Genomic DNA, 14,559 nt, shown 5'->3' with positions numbered 1-14,559 from the left:
GAGTAATTAAGATTGACCTACCCTAAGTGACTACGGCTAGATGTTCCAGTTAGAGATAAACGCAGCCAGCAAAAGACAGAAAATATGAAAAAAGTTTACGAAACTCCTCAAATAACAAACTACGGTAATGTTCAAGATATTACTAATGCCTTTGGCGGAACAGGTGAAAAAGATACTTTCCAAATCGGAAATAATCCTACTCTTATTCCTGGTGATGTACTAGGGCTAGATGGTTGTCCAGATGGAATACTCATTCCCGTAGGTAACAATCGAGGAAGATAAATATTTAACACTTGCTTTTGGTCTGAATTATATCCCCATTAAAACCATAAGTCTGACTAGGGGCAGTTTATTTTTAACCTGCTCCTACCTAGACTGAGTTGGTGAATGTATCAAAGCCACTAGTTTAGTTAAGAAATCAAAAAACCAACAGGAGACTCAAACAATGAAAAAAACTTATGAAGCACCCAAATTAACAAACTACGGTAGTGTTGAAAACATTACCCATGCTTTTGGTAGACCAGGCCCAAAAGATACTTTCCAAATCGGTACCAATCCTACTCAGATTCCTGGCGAAGTACTAGGACTAGATGGTTCTCAAAATGGGGTACTTATTCCCCAATAATAGCTTTAGCAAAGTTCTAGGTGTAATAGCATCACTGAATACTATTATCCCTAAATCAAGTCTAGAGCTAGTAAATAAAGTAATCCTAAAAACTAGCTTTTTTAGGATTACTGCAAAATCTAAATGAGATGTTTGGAAACATCAGGAACGCTATTTCCTGATGGCTTCCTTTATTACAGATTGTCAGGGTTTTGTCAACTCAAAAGTGTTAGTCGAACTGAGTTTTGCGTAAGTAAAATAATTATTCACTCCTCATCCAACAATATTTCCGATGCACGTTTACACCGCATACAACTTAGGCATTCACTCTGAACTACCCTTACCTGAACTCATCCCCAGTGACAAACCAGCAGATGTAGTGATCCGTTTTGGTAAGCTCAATGATCCACAACAAAAGCGTAGTGATGGGGGCAATTACTTATTCGCGAGAATTGACGAATTCGGTATGGTGCTGGTGAAAGATGGTAAAGAAATTGTTCTTGATCCCAACCCTGGTGTTGATGAAGCATTAATTCGGACTTTTCTCTTGGGTGTGATTATTTGCGTATTGCTCAGACAGAGGGGCTTGCTGGTACTTCATGCTAGTAGTGTAGTCATTAATGGTAGTGCAGTTGCCTTTATGGCAGACTCAGGTTTTGGCAAGTCAACCTTAGCAGAATGTTTTCACACTCACGGATATAGCATTTTGACAGATGATGTTTTGGCAATTCAAGTTGGTAAACAACAGCCGCTAGTAATTCCGGGCTTTCCGCAAATTAAGCTGTGGCCTGATGCGGCAGCTTCTTTTGGTCATGTCCCAGATAGTTTACCTTTACTAAATTCCCAAACTATCAAGCGGGTTCACCGACTGCAAGATGGGTTCTTTCAAGAATCTGTACCCCTGAAAAAGATTTATGTGTTAGCTGGCGGAACCCACCCAGAAATCGTTCCTTTAGAGGCGAAACCAAGCTTTGGTGAATTAGTCCGACATTCTAGAGAAATGCAAGCATTGACAGCACCAGAATTTCTCAAAGCACATTTCCAGCAATGTATGAGTGTAGTTCAACAGGTGCCGATTTGTAGTTTACGACGGCAACGTTCTTTAGCTGCACTACCTGAGTTGGTGAAGTTAGTGGAAAATGATTTGGCTGAAAGAAACTTGTCCCCAGTTACAATCAAGGTTTAAGAAATTAAATTTAGTGCGATCGCCATTTTAAATATGCAACTAGGCAAAAAAATTCGAGATAAACTACAAAATACTCTGCGACTTTTGCCGGCATTGCGTCTAGTATGGCAAAGTAGCCCCCGTTGGACGATCGCCCGTGTTGTCTTACTAACGATTCAAGGTATCTTACCTGTAGTCTCAATTTATCTCTCAAAACTGATTATCGATGCGGTCGCTGCTAACTTGAGCCTAGCTGATAAGACCGTAGCATTTCGTAATGTCTTAGTATTAATTGCGCTGGCTGGTGGAGTTACTTTATTAACTACCTTGGCTAACTCCTTAACAGAACTAGTCACCACTGCCCATTCTCAACGGGTAACTGACTATATGCAAGGAATTATTAATGCCAAATCGATTGCGGCTGATCTGGAGTATTACGAAAATCCCTTATATTACGATACCTTACAAAGAGCGCAACAAGAAGCACCGTATCGACCACCGCAAATTCTCAATCGTCTAGCACAAATTGGTCAAAATAGTATTTCGTTAGTAGCAATGATTGGTTTGTTGCTAACACTACATTGGGGAATTCTTGGGGTTTTATTTGTAGCTGCTTTGCCTGCTATGTTAGTGCGGATCAAATATAGCCGCGTGATGTATGATTGGCAGCGCAAATGGACACCAATGCAACGCCAAGGCTTTTATTTAGCTTGGATGTTGACATCAGACCAATTTGCCAAAGAAATTCGCTTATTTGATTTAGGTCACTACTTTAGTAATTGGTATCTTCGTATCCGCAGACAAATCTATAAAGAAAGCCTAAAAATTTTCACAAGGCGCTTTATTGCTAACTTTTTCGCCGAAGCGATCGCCGGGGTTCTCATATTTGCGATTTATGCTTTAATTATTTATCAAGCGATCAATGGTGTTCTACGTTTGGGTGATTTAGTTCTTTATTACCAAGCACTCCAACGAGGACAAAACGATATTAAAAGTTTATTAGCCAACGTTTCAGCACTGTACGAAGATAATTTATTTTTAGGTAATCTCTACGAATTTCTTGACCTCCAACCCAGATTAGTTGAGCCGATAAATCCCAAACCAATACCAAGACCAATGCAGTCTGGTATTATATTTCATGATGTGAGTTTTCAATATTCTACTACCACTCGTCAGGCACTACATAATATTAATTTGAGCATTAAACCAGGAGAAGTAGTAGCACTGGTTGGTGAGAATGGTTCGGGAAAAACGACTTTAATTAAATTGTTATGTCGCTTGTATGACCCCTCCTCTGGCTACATCACAATTGATGGTGTTGATATTAAAGATTATCAAATCTCTGAATTACGCCGCGACATCAGCATAATTTTTCAAGACTATGCTAAATACAACTTTACCGCCCAGGAAAATATTTGGTTAGCTAATATTGACTTGCCAGCTAATCGAGATAGTATTATAGCGGCAGCGCGTCGTTCTGGTGCAGATGATGTAATTAGCAGTTTACCCAAAGGTTATGACACAATTTTGGGTAAATTGTTTGACCAAGGAGAAGAATTAAGTATTGGTCAATGGCAAAAAATAGCTTTGGCGCGGGCGTTCTTAAGAGATTCCCAGTTGATAGTTTTAGATGAACCTACCAGTGCAATGGATCCGAAAGCGGAATATGAAGTGTTTGAAAAATTCCGCCAACTTATCCAAAATCAGGCGGCGATTTTAATTAGCCATCGCTTGTCTACTGTCAAAATGGCCGATCGCATTTATGTGATGGAAAACGGCACTATTATTGAAAGTGGGACTCATAATGAACTGATCCAGATGGGTAATCGCTACGCCTACCTATATGAAACTCAAGCCCAGCAATATCGTTAACATTAGCAAAGTAGGCTACTGTTCCGCGAGCAATTTGTAAATCTCACGCTTTACTTGAACAAGCAATTCGCGGATTCGATTTGCTTGTTCTAAATTGCCACTGCGAGCAATTTGTGCAACTGCATCATTTAACTGTGTTAAAGTCTGGCGCAACTCCATCAATTCCGAAGACTTGTTTTCTGTACAACTATCTTGAGGATTTTGTGAATGAGATTGCTGTTGGCGATCGCTCAATAATTGTCTACCACTATCTGTAATTGTGTAGACACGCTTACCTTCGACTTGTTCACTAGTCAAATAACCGCCTTCTTCCAACATTTGTAGCGTTGGATAAACTGAACCTGGACTCAGCTTGCGAAAGCCTCCACGGCGATTTTCTAGCTCTTTAATCAGTTCATAACCATGCTGGGGACGCTCCGATAAAAGCCCCAGCAACATAAATTTGATGTCACCGCGACGGGTGCGTGGCTCCTCTCCCCAGCCACCACCAAATGAACCCCGGTGTCCATGTCCATGTCGCCCACTCATCGAAAATTGATGATGCTCAGATAAAAGTCCCAACAGTCTAAATTTGATGTCACCGCGACGGGTGCATGGCTCATCTTGCCAGTCATCACCTGATGAATTTCTGTATCCACGTCGCCGTCTACCTCTCGAAAATTGATGGCCAATTCCTTCTCCAGCATGGGCTGGTACAGGAAAATGTGAATAAAATTGTCCAAACATTAATGTAACTCCTTGTGTTTATTTGAAGTATCACGATATATCATTATCGTTAAATTAAATATATTGCGATATATCGGATTTGTCAACCAAAAATTTTAAATACAGGATTTAGGGTATTGGTTGATTGATTTTATTGATGTGTCGGGTAATATAAGCTGTTCAGTATTTATTCTGCACATTGAGGCCGCAGTGGTGCAGGTTGCAAGGGAGATGGGTAGTTCAATTATGAATAATTTTAATTGGTATTCTTTTCTTAAAAAGGAAAGTAAAAAAGTGCTTGATAATTACGAAAATGGGGAAATATATTGGACAGTTGTAGATTTTCCAGATGAAGCAATTCAATCAGAATGGTTAGGTTTACCAAGAGCATCAGAAAAAGAAATTACTGCTACTGAAGCTCGTTTGAGGACAAAATTACCCTCATCTTACCGGGAATTTTTAAAGGTTACAAATGGCTGGCCTGGATATCCAGGAGTTTTAAGGTTAAAGATGACGGAAGAAATTGACTGGTTTTATGTTGAGCATCAGAACTGGATTGACATCTGGACAGAAAGCTTGAGAAGTTTACCGCCCATATCTGATGAGCAATACTTGATATATGGAAAAAATTTAGAGCAAGATATACGTGTAGAGTATCTACAAACAACCCTACAAATTAGTGATGTATTGGATGGTGAAGTTATTTTACTCAACCCCCAAGTGACTCATAATCAAGAATGGGAAGCTTGGTTATTTAGTAATCATATTCCTGGAGTTAAACGTTATCGGTCTTTTTGGGAAATGCTCACTACAATAGGAATAGGCGGTATACCTTAATAATCACTGTCAGCGACACAAATGCCTTTACATTTAATCCCATTTTTAGCAGTACGCAAACAATGAGGACAGAGAATTTTTTCTGCTGAAATTTCTTGATTTATCGCTAAATTAGTGTTTGCTTGTAATTTATCTTTCTCTGTCTGAGATTGTACAGTCATACCAATTGCTAAATTTTTAGAAGTTTACATCAAATACTGGCACTATTATAAGTATAGCTTTAGAGGATATTTGAAAATTTGATTTGATTTTGTCCATACATTATTTATTGATCAAGATGCAATTAATCGGTTGTTGTAGAGACGTTATATATAACGTCTCTACAGGATTTTATAGAATATATAGCGGTTTTCGGTTGGATGAGGTACATTTCAACCCCACCCCCAACCCCTCCCCGCTTGCGGGGAGCGTTTGCGTCAGCAAATGCGGGGTGGGGTTCCGACTGTATTAAAAGCAAGTAAGAACCGCTATAGTTTCTAGGAGAATTGGTATTACATCCAGTCTTAACCGATAATCTTTGTGCGTACTTCCTATTTACATTCCCACCAACCACGAGAAGAAGTTTCCCCACCAAGAAGAATTTAAATCACCCACAGTCAATTTCATTTTGCGGCGAATATCTTGGATATTCCAATTGGTGAGTTTGGCTAAGGTTTGGGCTTCTTGTTCAAACCGCTTGGGTAAAGAACGCTTGTATTCTCTACCAGCTTGACATTTGAGTTCGCCTGTAAAGGGATGCTGTAAAATGTATCGCCCTTGGAAAGATTCTTGGTTAGAAGTAGCTTGAAAAATTGGGTCTTCTGGAAATTTGTCGCGGGTGTAGCGAATATGTAAGCGAGTGATGAAAACGCTGCTACTAACAATTGGCGGACGACGGAAACTGGACGGGAATGGCTCGTCATTACTGGAATTATTATCTAGCCAAAATACACCCGCTTGTTTGAGTTCTTCTGGGTTCAGTGGTTCTGCGGAACAAGGATCGCAACTACTCATATCCCAAGCATATTCCAAGAAAGCTACCTTTCTGTCTTCTTTTAGGTATGCTGTTTGGAACATCGACTTGTAAAAATCACTAAATTCATTTTTGACAAATACTGGAATATTGGCATCGGAAGGAACTTTCACGGTGCGGTAGTTGGTGATTTCTGCTTGCCCTTTGGGTGAGAGGACATAGACAATTAAATCTTGAGCAGCATTGGCATTAATCATACCCAAACGAATGGGTAGAATGAATTTGCGTGATTGGTAGGAAATTTGTAGCGGACGTAAAAACTGATAGCCAGATTCTTCAAATTTATCGAGGTTGACTTTCGCAACAAAAAATTTCATCCCAGAGCGGACATAAGGTTGGAGTAGCTGTTTCGCTCCTCTGGGAATTTTGTAACCGTTGCGATTTAGCCAAGTTTCCAGTCCACCGGATTCTTTTGCACTTAAAATCACAATGTCATATTCGCCAACGTTGAAACGTGCTTCGACGGTTACGCCTAAATCACTCGCGCTACCTCTGGCTGCTCCGGCTCTAGGTCTAGCTGCTGGTGCGGGTACAGCTTCGTTAAGTACCCTGTCATATTCAACGCAAGGGTCAGAGTCGAAGTATTCTACTAAGCGTGGTGCGCTAAAAGCATCTAAACGCTCGACAATTTTGGGTGGTGCGACACGGACTTGTTCTTTTTTTATGACGGTTGGTACAGGTACAACCATTGCAAAATCTTTGACTTCGCCTTGAAAGTCATTAGCCATAGTTAAGACGGTGCGATCGCCATCCCGCGCCATAATTACTTGAGAGGCTTGGTTGTATAATTTACTATCGGCTTTGGCAACATAAAATCCACAAAATGCCCAGGCTGTCGGGGCGAAACACAGTACAGCCAATACAGTAATTAATAATGATGAAATTACTATTTTAAATCGCTTCATTTTATACCTCTTGTTGAAGTGCTGAATTTTGAGTTTTATCTTCTTCCTTGGCTTCTAGCCAAGAAAACCTGGGTGATGACCACAGCCAATCAATCACAATGGTCAATGGCGCAAGGGCAAACAATGACCAAAATACTGCTGTAGAAATGAAGAAATTATTTCGCAGGATAAAAGTTAAGCTGGCAATGCAGATAGCCCAAACTATCCGCCCGATTTTAGCGTTGGGAATTGAGCGCGGATCTGTCACCATAAATAAAGCAAACAGCAGCAAAGACCCACTCATTAAGCGATGCCAATATACGTCCCAAGTCCAGCCCAGCCAAAGGTTGCGTATGGCTTCTAACAAAGAGTAGGAACCTAAAAAAGCGGCTGTTGTATCCCAACGACCAATGCGTTGTAAAATCAAACCGCCAGTCCCAGCAAATAACAGCCCATACCACCATTCTTCACCCCACTGTCCGGGAGATACCCACGCATCTGAGGTGAGGGTTAAAGCGGTGATAATGCCAAAATTGCCTGGGTTGAAGAAATGTTTATCGCCGACTTTGAAGCAAAATTTACTGGCGATCGCACTCACTCCTGCTAACATCATTGTTGTCCAATGGTCAGCCCGTAAGAGCAAACTCAGTCCGAGGGAAGTAATCAAGGCACTACGCAGATTTAGCTTTTGTTCTGGCTCTTGGCTATTGAGCTTTGACAATATCCACTGCGTTGATAAACAAGAGACAATCACTACACCAATAAATTCTGGGTGCAGCGTCCAATCTCTGGTGCCAATTCCCAAGACTAAAAATGAACCGAGAAATAGAATTTGATAGTCCCGTATATCTTTCAGCAACATTACCAATATATTCAGGGATTACCCGTAGATTTTTCACCAATCTAGTCGAGTAAAAACTGAAATACCATTGCTGTTACAGATTTTGTTACAAACAAGACTGTGAGACTGGGTGTAGGGGTGTATGTTTACATCTTGCACCCAGCGACTGAAGTCGCACGCCAGATGCTTCAAGTCGGGGAACCCGCCCAACGCACTGGCTCGGCTACACAGACAAAACCCGCATACGCGGGTTCAAAACTGTGTGTAACTTTCTCTTAAACCTAACCCCCAGCCCCTTGCCTACAAGGGAAGGGGAGCAAGATTCAAAGCCTCTCTCTGTTGCGGGGAGAGGTTTGGAGAGGGGTCTGAAAAATAATCGGCACGTCACTTTACTTCCGTTTTGGTTGTATATTTCCCCAAATGTTGACTCTGCCGTCAAAACCGCCACTAGCTAACAATCTGCCATCTGGACTAAAAGCGATCGCATTTACCCAATCACTATGTCCATAAAGTGTACTTAATAACTCGCCTGTAGTTAAATCCCACAGTTTAATGCCATCTCTGCCGGCGCTGGCTAATGTTTGGCCGTTGGGGTTAACTGCGATCGCATTTACCCAGTTATTATGTCCTTTGAGGATACGGGAAAGGCTTTTTGATTCCAGATTCCAAAGTTTAATGGTGCGATCGCGGCTGGCACTAATTAAGGTTGTCCCATCGGGTGTAAAAGCTACAGCATTCACAGCTTGAGAATGTGCGGAAAATGACCGAATTAATTTACCACTCTGCAAGTCCCAAAGCTTGATTTCACCTTTATTATCACCACTAGCAACTGTTTGGCCATCAGGGCTGATAGCTACTGTATAAATTGAGTCACTGACTTTGACTAAAGTTGTCAATGGACGTTGCTGTAACAAATCCCATACCCGAATTCCGTCTAAAGCACCACTAACCAGTACTTTACTATCAGGAGATACCGCTAAAGATAAGACGTTGCTGGTGTGTCCGACAAAGGAACGACGAAATTTATTATTTTTAAGATTCCAAATATTAATGGTGTGATCAGTACTACAACTAACTAGAGTTTGCCCATCTGGCGCAATCACTAAGGATTCTACAGAGGTTTTGTGTGCTTTGCTATTCGCCAACTTTTTACCAGTTAAAGGATTCCACAGGCGAATTGCACCTTCATTTTCTGCACCACCACTGGCGAGAATTTTGCCATCGGGACTAAAAGCCAGAGATTTCACTGTTCCAGAATGTCCCACCAAGCTATAAATTAAGCGGAAATTGGCAAAATTAGGTTGAGATGGGGAATCTGGTATTTGAGCGATCGCAGCATGAGCAGTATAAATCTCTAAACTTTGCCAAATAGTTAGCGGCAGAGTCAAGGCTGCTATAAAAGCCAAGAAAATATACGGGCGCAGCAAAAGGCTGTTCCCCTTTTTTCCCTCACTCCTCACAAATTTTTCCTCACTGTTTGAATAGTTAAGTCAATTTACTTCACATTTGTGACTCAACACTATCAACGGGGTGGTTTTTTCTTCGCAACAGTTAATATCGGTAGCGTGGGACTCGATGAACGGGAAGGTAAGTAATGTTGTACCACAGGTTCCTCTGGGATGGGGCGATGCTGCTGCATTCGCCACAACTTAAAGGCGAGACTAATACCTGCTGTTCCCAACCCAAGGGCTAACAATGACCAACTATCATCAAATCCACCAATCACAGCATCTACTACGCCCATTGTTATCAAGATACTGATAATTGGCTCTTTTCTGTAGGCTGATTTCAAAAAACGAGGTAATGCAGCATTCATCACAGCTTGGTTTATCCAAATCACCTTTGTGTCAGTTTACCGAGAATACCTCACCGCCAGTTGTCTTTTATAAAAAAGACATCTAAATATTATAATTTGGATCAGTAGGTGAGGGATTGTAACAATTTGTCTTCTTGCTGATTTGCAAGCCTACAAAGATATAGACAGCAAATTATCCAAGATAGTTCTCTTGATAAAGTTTTAACCAGCCGACTATGCCAGCTGGTTAAACCTGTTCTACTTACTAGCTTACATCTAGAAAGCTTTTGCTTTTGAATCGTACTACTTGAGACCGAGCCAAGATAGCACACCTTGATTGGTGACATATTCAATAATCACCATCAAGCCAAAGCCAATCATTGCCGCACGACCATTGAGGCGTTCAGCATACTCACTAAAGCCAAATTTGGGTTCTTCTAATTTGGGGGTAACTGTGGGTTGTGGTTGTGTCATGTTCAATAAACCTCTTTTCGGCAAACGGGACTTAAAAGTAATAGCCTTGAATCTGGACTTTGGTCAGGTTGGAGCCAGATGAACCTAGGAGCAGCTTCTTAAATGTAGCTGTGCAGAGGCTCTGTTAACATTTTGTAATTATTCTTTATATATTGTAGTCAACTGTGTCAATAGTCAAGGGTAAGAGTTTTCAGCTTTGTTACCGTGAAAGGGAAAACTAAGGTTGTAGATAGCTATATCTAATACGGAACTGTCAGTCTGAGACTGGCAGGCTAAATTAAACCAAAAATTCATCAGAGGCGTTATATGGAAATTGGCGTTCCCAAAGAAACGAAGGATCAAGAGTTTCGAGTCGGGTTAAGTCCTTCTAGTGTCAGAGTACTAAGGGAAAATGGTCATAGTATCTTTGTCCAAACACAAGCAGGTCATGGTGCTGGTTTTACAGATGCAGATTACATGAATGCGGGGGCAGAGATTGTTTCGACAGATGAAGCCGCATGGAATCGGGAATTAGTCGTAAAAGTCAAAGAACCATTATCGAGCGAATATAAATTTTTGCAAAAAGGGCAAATATTGTTTACATATTTGCATTTGGCAGCCGATCGCAAATTAACCGAACATCTAATTGATTGTGGCACTTGTGCGATCGCCTATGAAACTGTCGAACAACCAGGCCCCAACAGACTACCCCTACTCACACCCATGAGTGTCATCGCTGGGCGGCTATCAGTGCAGTTTGGCGCGAGATTTTTAGAACGTCAGCAAGGCGGTAGAGGAGTACTTTTAGGTGGTGTACCCGGTGTTAGACCCGGTAAAGTTGTGATTTTAGGTGGCGGTGTAGTCGGCACAGAAGCAGCGAAAATTGCTGTGGGGATGGGTGCTATTGTGCAGATTTTAGATGTAAATGTAGAACGTTTATCTTATTTAGAAACTTTGTTTGGTTCGAGAGTGGAATTACTTTATAGTAACTCTGCCCATATAGAAGCTGCCGTTAAACAAGCTGACTTACTCATCGGTGCTGTTTTAGTCTTGGGACGCAGAGCGCCAATTTTAGTACCCCGCGAATTAGTTAAACAAATGCAGCCTGGGTCAGTAATTGTAGATGTTGCAGTTGACCAAGGCGGTTGTGTGGAAACCTTACACGCCACCTCCCATACCAACCCCGTCTACATTGAAGAAGGCGTAGTCCATTATGGCGTTCCCAATATGCCAGGTGCAGTACCTTGGACATCTGCTCAAGCCCTAAATAACAGCACATTACCATTCGTTGTGCAGTTAGCAAATCTAGGCATCAAAGCCCTAGATGTTAATCCATCCTTAGCCAAAGGTGTAAATGTGCAGAATCATCGCCTTGTACATCCTGCTGTGCAAGAAGTCTTTCCTGATTTGGTGAGTTAGTCTCTTTCACAATTTGTGAAACTCAGTAACTAAGCCTGCCAAAGCAGGCTTAATATTTATATATGTTATTAATCAGATTTCATTTAATCCTTATAATTAAAACATCAGCTAACTATTTATTTATTAAATAATAAATGTTATAATTCCATACCAGACTCAAATAGTTAGTTAATAGCTTTGGCTAACAAACATGAAATTAGTAGGTTCAAACATACCACGACAAATAGAATTACCTCTACAACTAGTAACTTATAATAAAAAATTTACCTTCATAGATTTATTCGCAGGTATTGGTGGATTTAGAATAGCTTTAGAAAGTTTAGGTGGACAGTGCTTAGGTTATTCTGAAATAGACAAACAAGCTATTAAAGTTTATCAAAAAAACTTCATCAGCTACTTAAATAAAGATGAAATTGAATTGGGAGATGTCACAAAAATTACTGAACTGCCTAATAACTTGGATATACTAGTTGGTGGAGTTCCATGCCAACCTTGGTCTGTTGCAGGTTGTTTACGAGGATTTGAAGATCCCAGAGGCAAATTATGGTTTGACGTAATTAGGCTTGTTAATAAAAGTCAACCTAAAAGTTTTATTTTTGAAAATGTTAGTGGATTAGCAAGCCCTAAAAATAAAGATAATTTAGAGTTAATATTGCAAAAATTAGAAAGTATAGGATATTGTGTTAAATGGAAAGTTCTTAATGCCTATGATTTCGGTTTACCTCAAAATAGAGATAGAGTTTTTATTGTGGGAATTAGAAATGATATAGACAAATGCCAAGAATATAAATTTCCCCATACGTTGAAAGTACATCCAAAGGTTTTGGACATTTTAGACGAATTTAAAAACATAAAAATTGTTGAGAAAGTTAAGTTAGATCCACATACCTTATTCAAAGGTGTGATTCCACCATCAAGGACTAGATTTCAAAAAGATGACGAGTTAAATGATTTTTTCATTTTTTCTGATTTAAGAAATGGACATACAACAATCCACTCGTGGGATATTATAGAAACTACCGATAGAGAAAAAGTGATTTGTTTAACTCTTTTGAAGCATAGAAGAAGTAAAAAATACGGACATAAGGATGGAAATCCCTTGTCTTTGAATAATTTTCAAGACATCATACCTGATATACAAGCAAATGAATTAAATAAACTAGTAGATAAAGGAATATTTCGTTTAACAAATGATAGTAAGTATGAATTTGTTAATTCTAAAAACATGACTGGTATTAATAATATATATCGAATTATTCTACCGACTGCTGATATTATACCAACATTAACTGCTACTGGTGCTAAAGACTATATAGCAACAATATCCGTTCATGCTAGTCATCCTGAAGAGTACAAAAGCTTATTTTTAGAAAAAATATATAAAAAGAAAAAATATATCCCTATTACTGCAAAACACGCTTGTAAGTTACAAGGTTTCCCTACAAATTTTGAATATCATGAAAAAGAAGATATTGCTAAAAAACAGTTCGGTAATGCTGTTCCAGTACCTGTTGTTGAGTATGTGGCTAAAGAACTGCTTAACATTATTGAAGTCTAGATTGTACCTCTAAAAAAAAAGATCAAATATATCATTAAGTTCATGTTTTTATTAAATTGGTTTTGATAAAAAATATCATGAAATTCTTCTGCAAAGTTCTCTTGACCTAATTCCACAAACAGTTCTTTAAGTTGCTCAAATGTATTTTCTTTTCCAGAACAGAAATTCCAAAATTCATTTTCAACCCAAATATCTTTATTCATATCCAAAGGAGAATTAAATAACATACTTTTTTGTTGTTCATACCAAGGTTTTGTAAAAGGATTAAAAGGAATAGCAATACGAGCTTCTAAGTTTGCATGAGGATCATCGGCATATCTGTACGTGTACCACTCCAGAAGTTGCCGATTAAATCCTTTAAAATTAGCTTGATTAGGCTGTGTAGTTTTTATATCAAAAATATATTCAATACCATTTTTATAAAAATGAATATCTACTCCAGTTCCAGATGGAGGAGATGTGTATTGAATTATATCTTGAGGATTAGTTTTTAAAGCTGCCTCTTTCAACCTTTGTATACATTCTTCTGTTGTAATTCTCTTATTATTTGTTTTATTCTCACGTTCATGAACTAATTTATTAAATTCAGTCTGCAATTCTAAAGGAAATGGTTCAGGACGTAATATTTTTTTCGTTATAATTTCAAATCCATTTAATTCTGCTAAACTTTTAGCTATCGGTTCCCAACAAGTCGTTCCTAAACTTGTTTCTAAGCCACCAATTAAAGAGCGTATTCGTCTTTCAACAGGAAAAATATCATCTAATACTTGATAATTTTTTACTTCTTTATTTTTGAAAAAAGCTCTAATTGATTTTTTAAGATTTTCCTTAATTTTTTGTTTAATGTATTCATCCATACTCTAAAATTATGAATTTGTATCTGAGTTAGCAAACAAATCAGGTATGGATATATTTAGGGCTTTAGCTAATTTTTCTATATTGTCTAACGACACATTACATTTTCCTGATTCTATACTTGAAATGTAAGTACGATGAAGTTCTGCTTTTTCAGCTAATTCTTCTTGAGACAAATCTAGTTCTCGTCTTCGCTTTCTTACAGATCGACCAAAACGCAGTTTTATATCCACATTAGATATATTTAATAAACTAAAGCTTTAAATCTACAGACTATAACTTACATTTTGTAGATTATAGTTTACAAATTTAAGTTTTATAAAATAAAAATATTATTTTTTGTTATTTTACTGCACATATACATAAAAATTACTTTATCTTGCCAAAGAGTTAATACAAAAAGTTGATTTTTATTAAAAATTTATCAAATTGGAAAAATAAATTAAGGTTCTTCCGGTAATTTTATGGAGAATTAGTAGTAAAGTGCCAAGTTAATAAGCTACGTAAGCGGAAATTACTAAAGTTGCGAAAGCCATATCCAAGTCTTTTGATTAACTTG

The 14,559-nt window shown here is 38.8% G+C and carries 16 protein-coding genes; 7 read left to right on the top strand and 9 right to left on the bottom strand.

All coding sequences use genetic code 11. The features are described from left to right. The first annotated feature begins 84 nt into the window (after window positions 1–84). The 4 genes from H6G74_RS21145 (at window position 85) to H6G74_RS21130 (ending at window position 3,641) form a co-directional block, all read left to right on the top strand. On the top strand, window positions 85–282 hold the full coding sequence (locus H6G74_RS21145; protein ID WP_190969541.1) for a lasso peptide: 198 nt from the start codon (window positions 85–87) through the stop codon (window positions 280–282). A gap of 163 nt (window positions 283–445) precedes the next feature. Then, window positions 446–625 carry a lasso peptide gene (locus H6G74_RS21140; RefSeq protein WP_190969540.1) on the top strand — a complete coding sequence of 60 codons (180 nt, stop codon included), beginning with the start codon at window positions 446–448 and terminating at the stop codon, window positions 623–625. A gap of 271 nt (window positions 626–896) precedes the next feature. After that, a complete protein-coding gene (locus tag H6G74_RS21135) occupies window positions 897–1,790 on the top strand; it encodes a serine kinase (protein WP_190969539.1) in 894 nt (297 codons plus the stop codon). Window positions 1,791–1,823: 33 nt separating this feature from the next. Continuing rightward, window positions 1,824–3,641: an ABC transporter ATP-binding protein gene (locus H6G74_RS21130; protein WP_190969538.1), complete on the top strand. Its 1,818-nt coding sequence runs from the start codon at window positions 1,824–1,826 to the stop codon at window positions 3,639–3,641. 15 nt (window positions 3,642–3,656) lie between these two features. Here H6G74_RS21130 and H6G74_RS21125 read toward each other — a convergent pair whose 3' ends face one another. Then, window positions 3,657–4,367, bottom strand: a complete 711-nt coding sequence (locus H6G74_RS21125) for a PadR family transcriptional regulator (protein ID WP_242051301.1) — start codon at window positions 4,365–4,367, stop codon at window positions 3,657–3,659. A gap of 273 nt (window positions 4,368–4,640) precedes the next feature. Here H6G74_RS21125 and H6G74_RS21120 point away from each other — a divergent pair, with 273 nt between their 5' ends. After that, a complete protein-coding gene (locus H6G74_RS21120) occupies window positions 4,641–5,183 on the top strand; it encodes an SMI1/KNR4 family protein (protein WP_190969537.1) in 543 nt (180 codons plus the stop codon). Here H6G74_RS21120 and H6G74_RS21115 read toward each other — a convergent pair. From H6G74_RS21115 to H6G74_RS21090, 6 genes are all read right to left on the bottom strand, one after another. Continuing rightward, window positions 5,180–5,344 (bottom strand): hypothetical protein, encoded by a 165-nt coding sequence (locus tag H6G74_RS21115; protein WP_190969536.1) that lies wholly within the window; start codon window positions 5,342–5,344, stop codon window positions 5,180–5,182. The genes H6G74_RS21120 and H6G74_RS21115 overlap by 4 nt on opposite strands. Before the next feature lie 373 nt (window positions 5,345–5,717). After that, on the bottom strand, window positions 5,718–7,100 hold the full coding sequence (locus tag H6G74_RS21110) for a DUF2330 domain-containing protein (protein ID WP_190969535.1): 1,383 nt from the start codon (window positions 7,098–7,100) through the stop codon (window positions 5,718–5,720). A gap of 1 nt (window position 7,101) precedes the next feature. Next, complete coding sequence (locus H6G74_RS21105) at window positions 7,102–7,941, bottom strand: RnfABCDGE type electron transport complex subunit D (RefSeq protein WP_190969534.1); 840 nt, start codon at window positions 7,939–7,941, stop codon at window positions 7,102–7,104. A 368-nt stretch (window positions 7,942–8,309) separates the two neighbouring features. Then, on the bottom strand, window positions 8,310–9,347 hold the full coding sequence (locus H6G74_RS21100) for a WD40 repeat domain-containing protein (protein WP_242051299.1): 1,038 nt from the start codon (window positions 9,345–9,347) through the stop codon (window positions 8,310–8,312). Between the two features lie 95 nt (window positions 9,348–9,442). After that, window positions 9,443–9,736: a hypothetical protein gene (locus H6G74_RS21095; RefSeq protein ID WP_190590220.1), complete on the bottom strand. Its 294-nt coding sequence runs from the start codon at window positions 9,734–9,736 to the stop codon at window positions 9,443–9,445. Between the two features lie 282 nt (window positions 9,737–10,018). After that, entirely contained in the window at window positions 10,019–10,189 is a 171-nt protein-coding gene (locus tag H6G74_RS21090; protein WP_190590106.1) for a hypothetical protein, read from the bottom strand. A gap of 306 nt (window positions 10,190–10,495) precedes the next feature. Here H6G74_RS21090 and ald point away from each other — a divergent pair, with 306 nt between their 5' ends. Both ald and H6G74_RS21080 read left to right on the top strand, forming a co-directional pair. Next, a complete protein-coding gene (gene ald / locus H6G74_RS21085) occupies window positions 10,496–11,587 on the top strand; it encodes an alanine dehydrogenase (protein WP_190969532.1) in 1,092 nt (363 codons plus the stop codon). Between the two features lie 190 nt (window positions 11,588–11,777). After that, entirely contained in the window at window positions 11,778–13,145 is a 1,368-nt protein-coding gene (locus H6G74_RS21080) for a DNA cytosine methyltransferase (RefSeq protein WP_190969531.1), read from the top strand. On the opposite strand, the gene H6G74_RS21075 is transcribed toward H6G74_RS21080, so the two are convergent. Both H6G74_RS21075 and H6G74_RS21070 read right to left on the bottom strand, forming a co-directional pair. Further along, complete coding sequence (locus H6G74_RS21075; RefSeq protein ID WP_190969530.1) at window positions 13,142–14,002, bottom strand: TdeIII family type II restriction endonuclease; 861 nt, start codon at window positions 14,000–14,002, stop codon at window positions 13,142–13,144. The genes H6G74_RS21080 and H6G74_RS21075 overlap by 4 nt on opposite strands. A 9-nt stretch (window positions 14,003–14,011) precedes the next feature. Further along, the gene (locus H6G74_RS21070; RefSeq protein WP_313888504.1) at window positions 14,012–14,233 is read right to left on the bottom strand and encodes a helix-turn-helix domain-containing protein; all 222 of its coding nucleotides are present in this window, start codon (window positions 14,231–14,233) and stop codon (window positions 14,012–14,014) included. Window positions 14,234–14,559 lie beyond the last annotated feature (326 nt).

Origin of the sequence: Nostoc spongiaeforme FACHB-130 (assembly GCF_014698475.1) — a bacterium.
Classification (GTDB): Bacteria; Cyanobacteriota; Cyanobacteriia; order Cyanobacteriales; family Nostocaceae; genus Nostoc_B; species Nostoc_B spongiaeforme.
Note: the sequence above shows the minus strand (reverse complement) of the source record. Positions and strands in the feature narration are given on the sequence as shown.

Bases quoted from the DNA above. Each gene is read 5' to 3' on its own strand.
- H6G74_RS21080 (WP_190969531.1), top strand. From the start codon at position 11,778: ATGAAATTAGTAGGTTCAAACATACCACGACAAATAGAATTACCTCTA.
- H6G74_RS21115 (WP_190969536.1), bottom strand. From the start codon at position 5,344: ATGACTGTACAATCTCAGACAGAGAAAGATAAATTACAAGCAAACACT.
- H6G74_RS21145 (WP_190969541.1), top strand. From the start codon at position 85: ATGAAAAAAGTTTACGAAACTCCTCAAATAACAAACTACGGTAATGTT.
- H6G74_RS21090 (WP_190590106.1), bottom strand. From the start codon at position 10,189: ATGACACAACCACAACCCACAGTTACCCCCAAATTAGAAGAACCCAAA.
- H6G74_RS21135 (WP_190969539.1), top strand. From the start codon at position 897: ATGCACGTTTACACCGCATACAACTTAGGCATTCACTCTGAACTACCC.
- H6G74_RS21130 (WP_190969538.1), top strand. From the start codon at position 1,824: ATGCAACTAGGCAAAAAAATTCGAGATAAACTACAAAATACTCTGCGA.
- ald (WP_190969532.1), top strand. From the start codon at position 10,496: ATGGAAATTGGCGTTCCCAAAGAAACGAAGGATCAAGAGTTTCGAGTC.
- H6G74_RS21095 (WP_190590220.1), bottom strand. From the start codon at position 9,736: ATGAATGCTGCATTACCTCGTTTTTTGAAATCAGCCTACAGAAAAGAG.
- H6G74_RS21125 (WP_242051301.1), bottom strand. From the start codon at position 4,367: ATGTTTGGACAATTTTATTCACATTTTCCTGTACCAGCCCATGCTGGA.
- H6G74_RS21075 (WP_190969530.1), bottom strand. From the start codon at position 14,002: ATGGATGAATACATTAAACAAAAAATTAAGGAAAATCTTAAAAAATCA.
- H6G74_RS21140 (WP_190969540.1), top strand. From the start codon at position 446: ATGAAAAAAACTTATGAAGCACCCAAATTAACAAACTACGGTAGTGTT.
- H6G74_RS21110 (WP_190969535.1), bottom strand. From the start codon at position 7,100: ATGAAGCGATTTAAAATAGTAATTTCATCATTATTAATTACTGTATTG.
- H6G74_RS21105 (WP_190969534.1), bottom strand. From the start codon at position 7,941: ATGTTGCTGAAAGATATACGGGACTATCAAATTCTATTTCTCGGTTCA.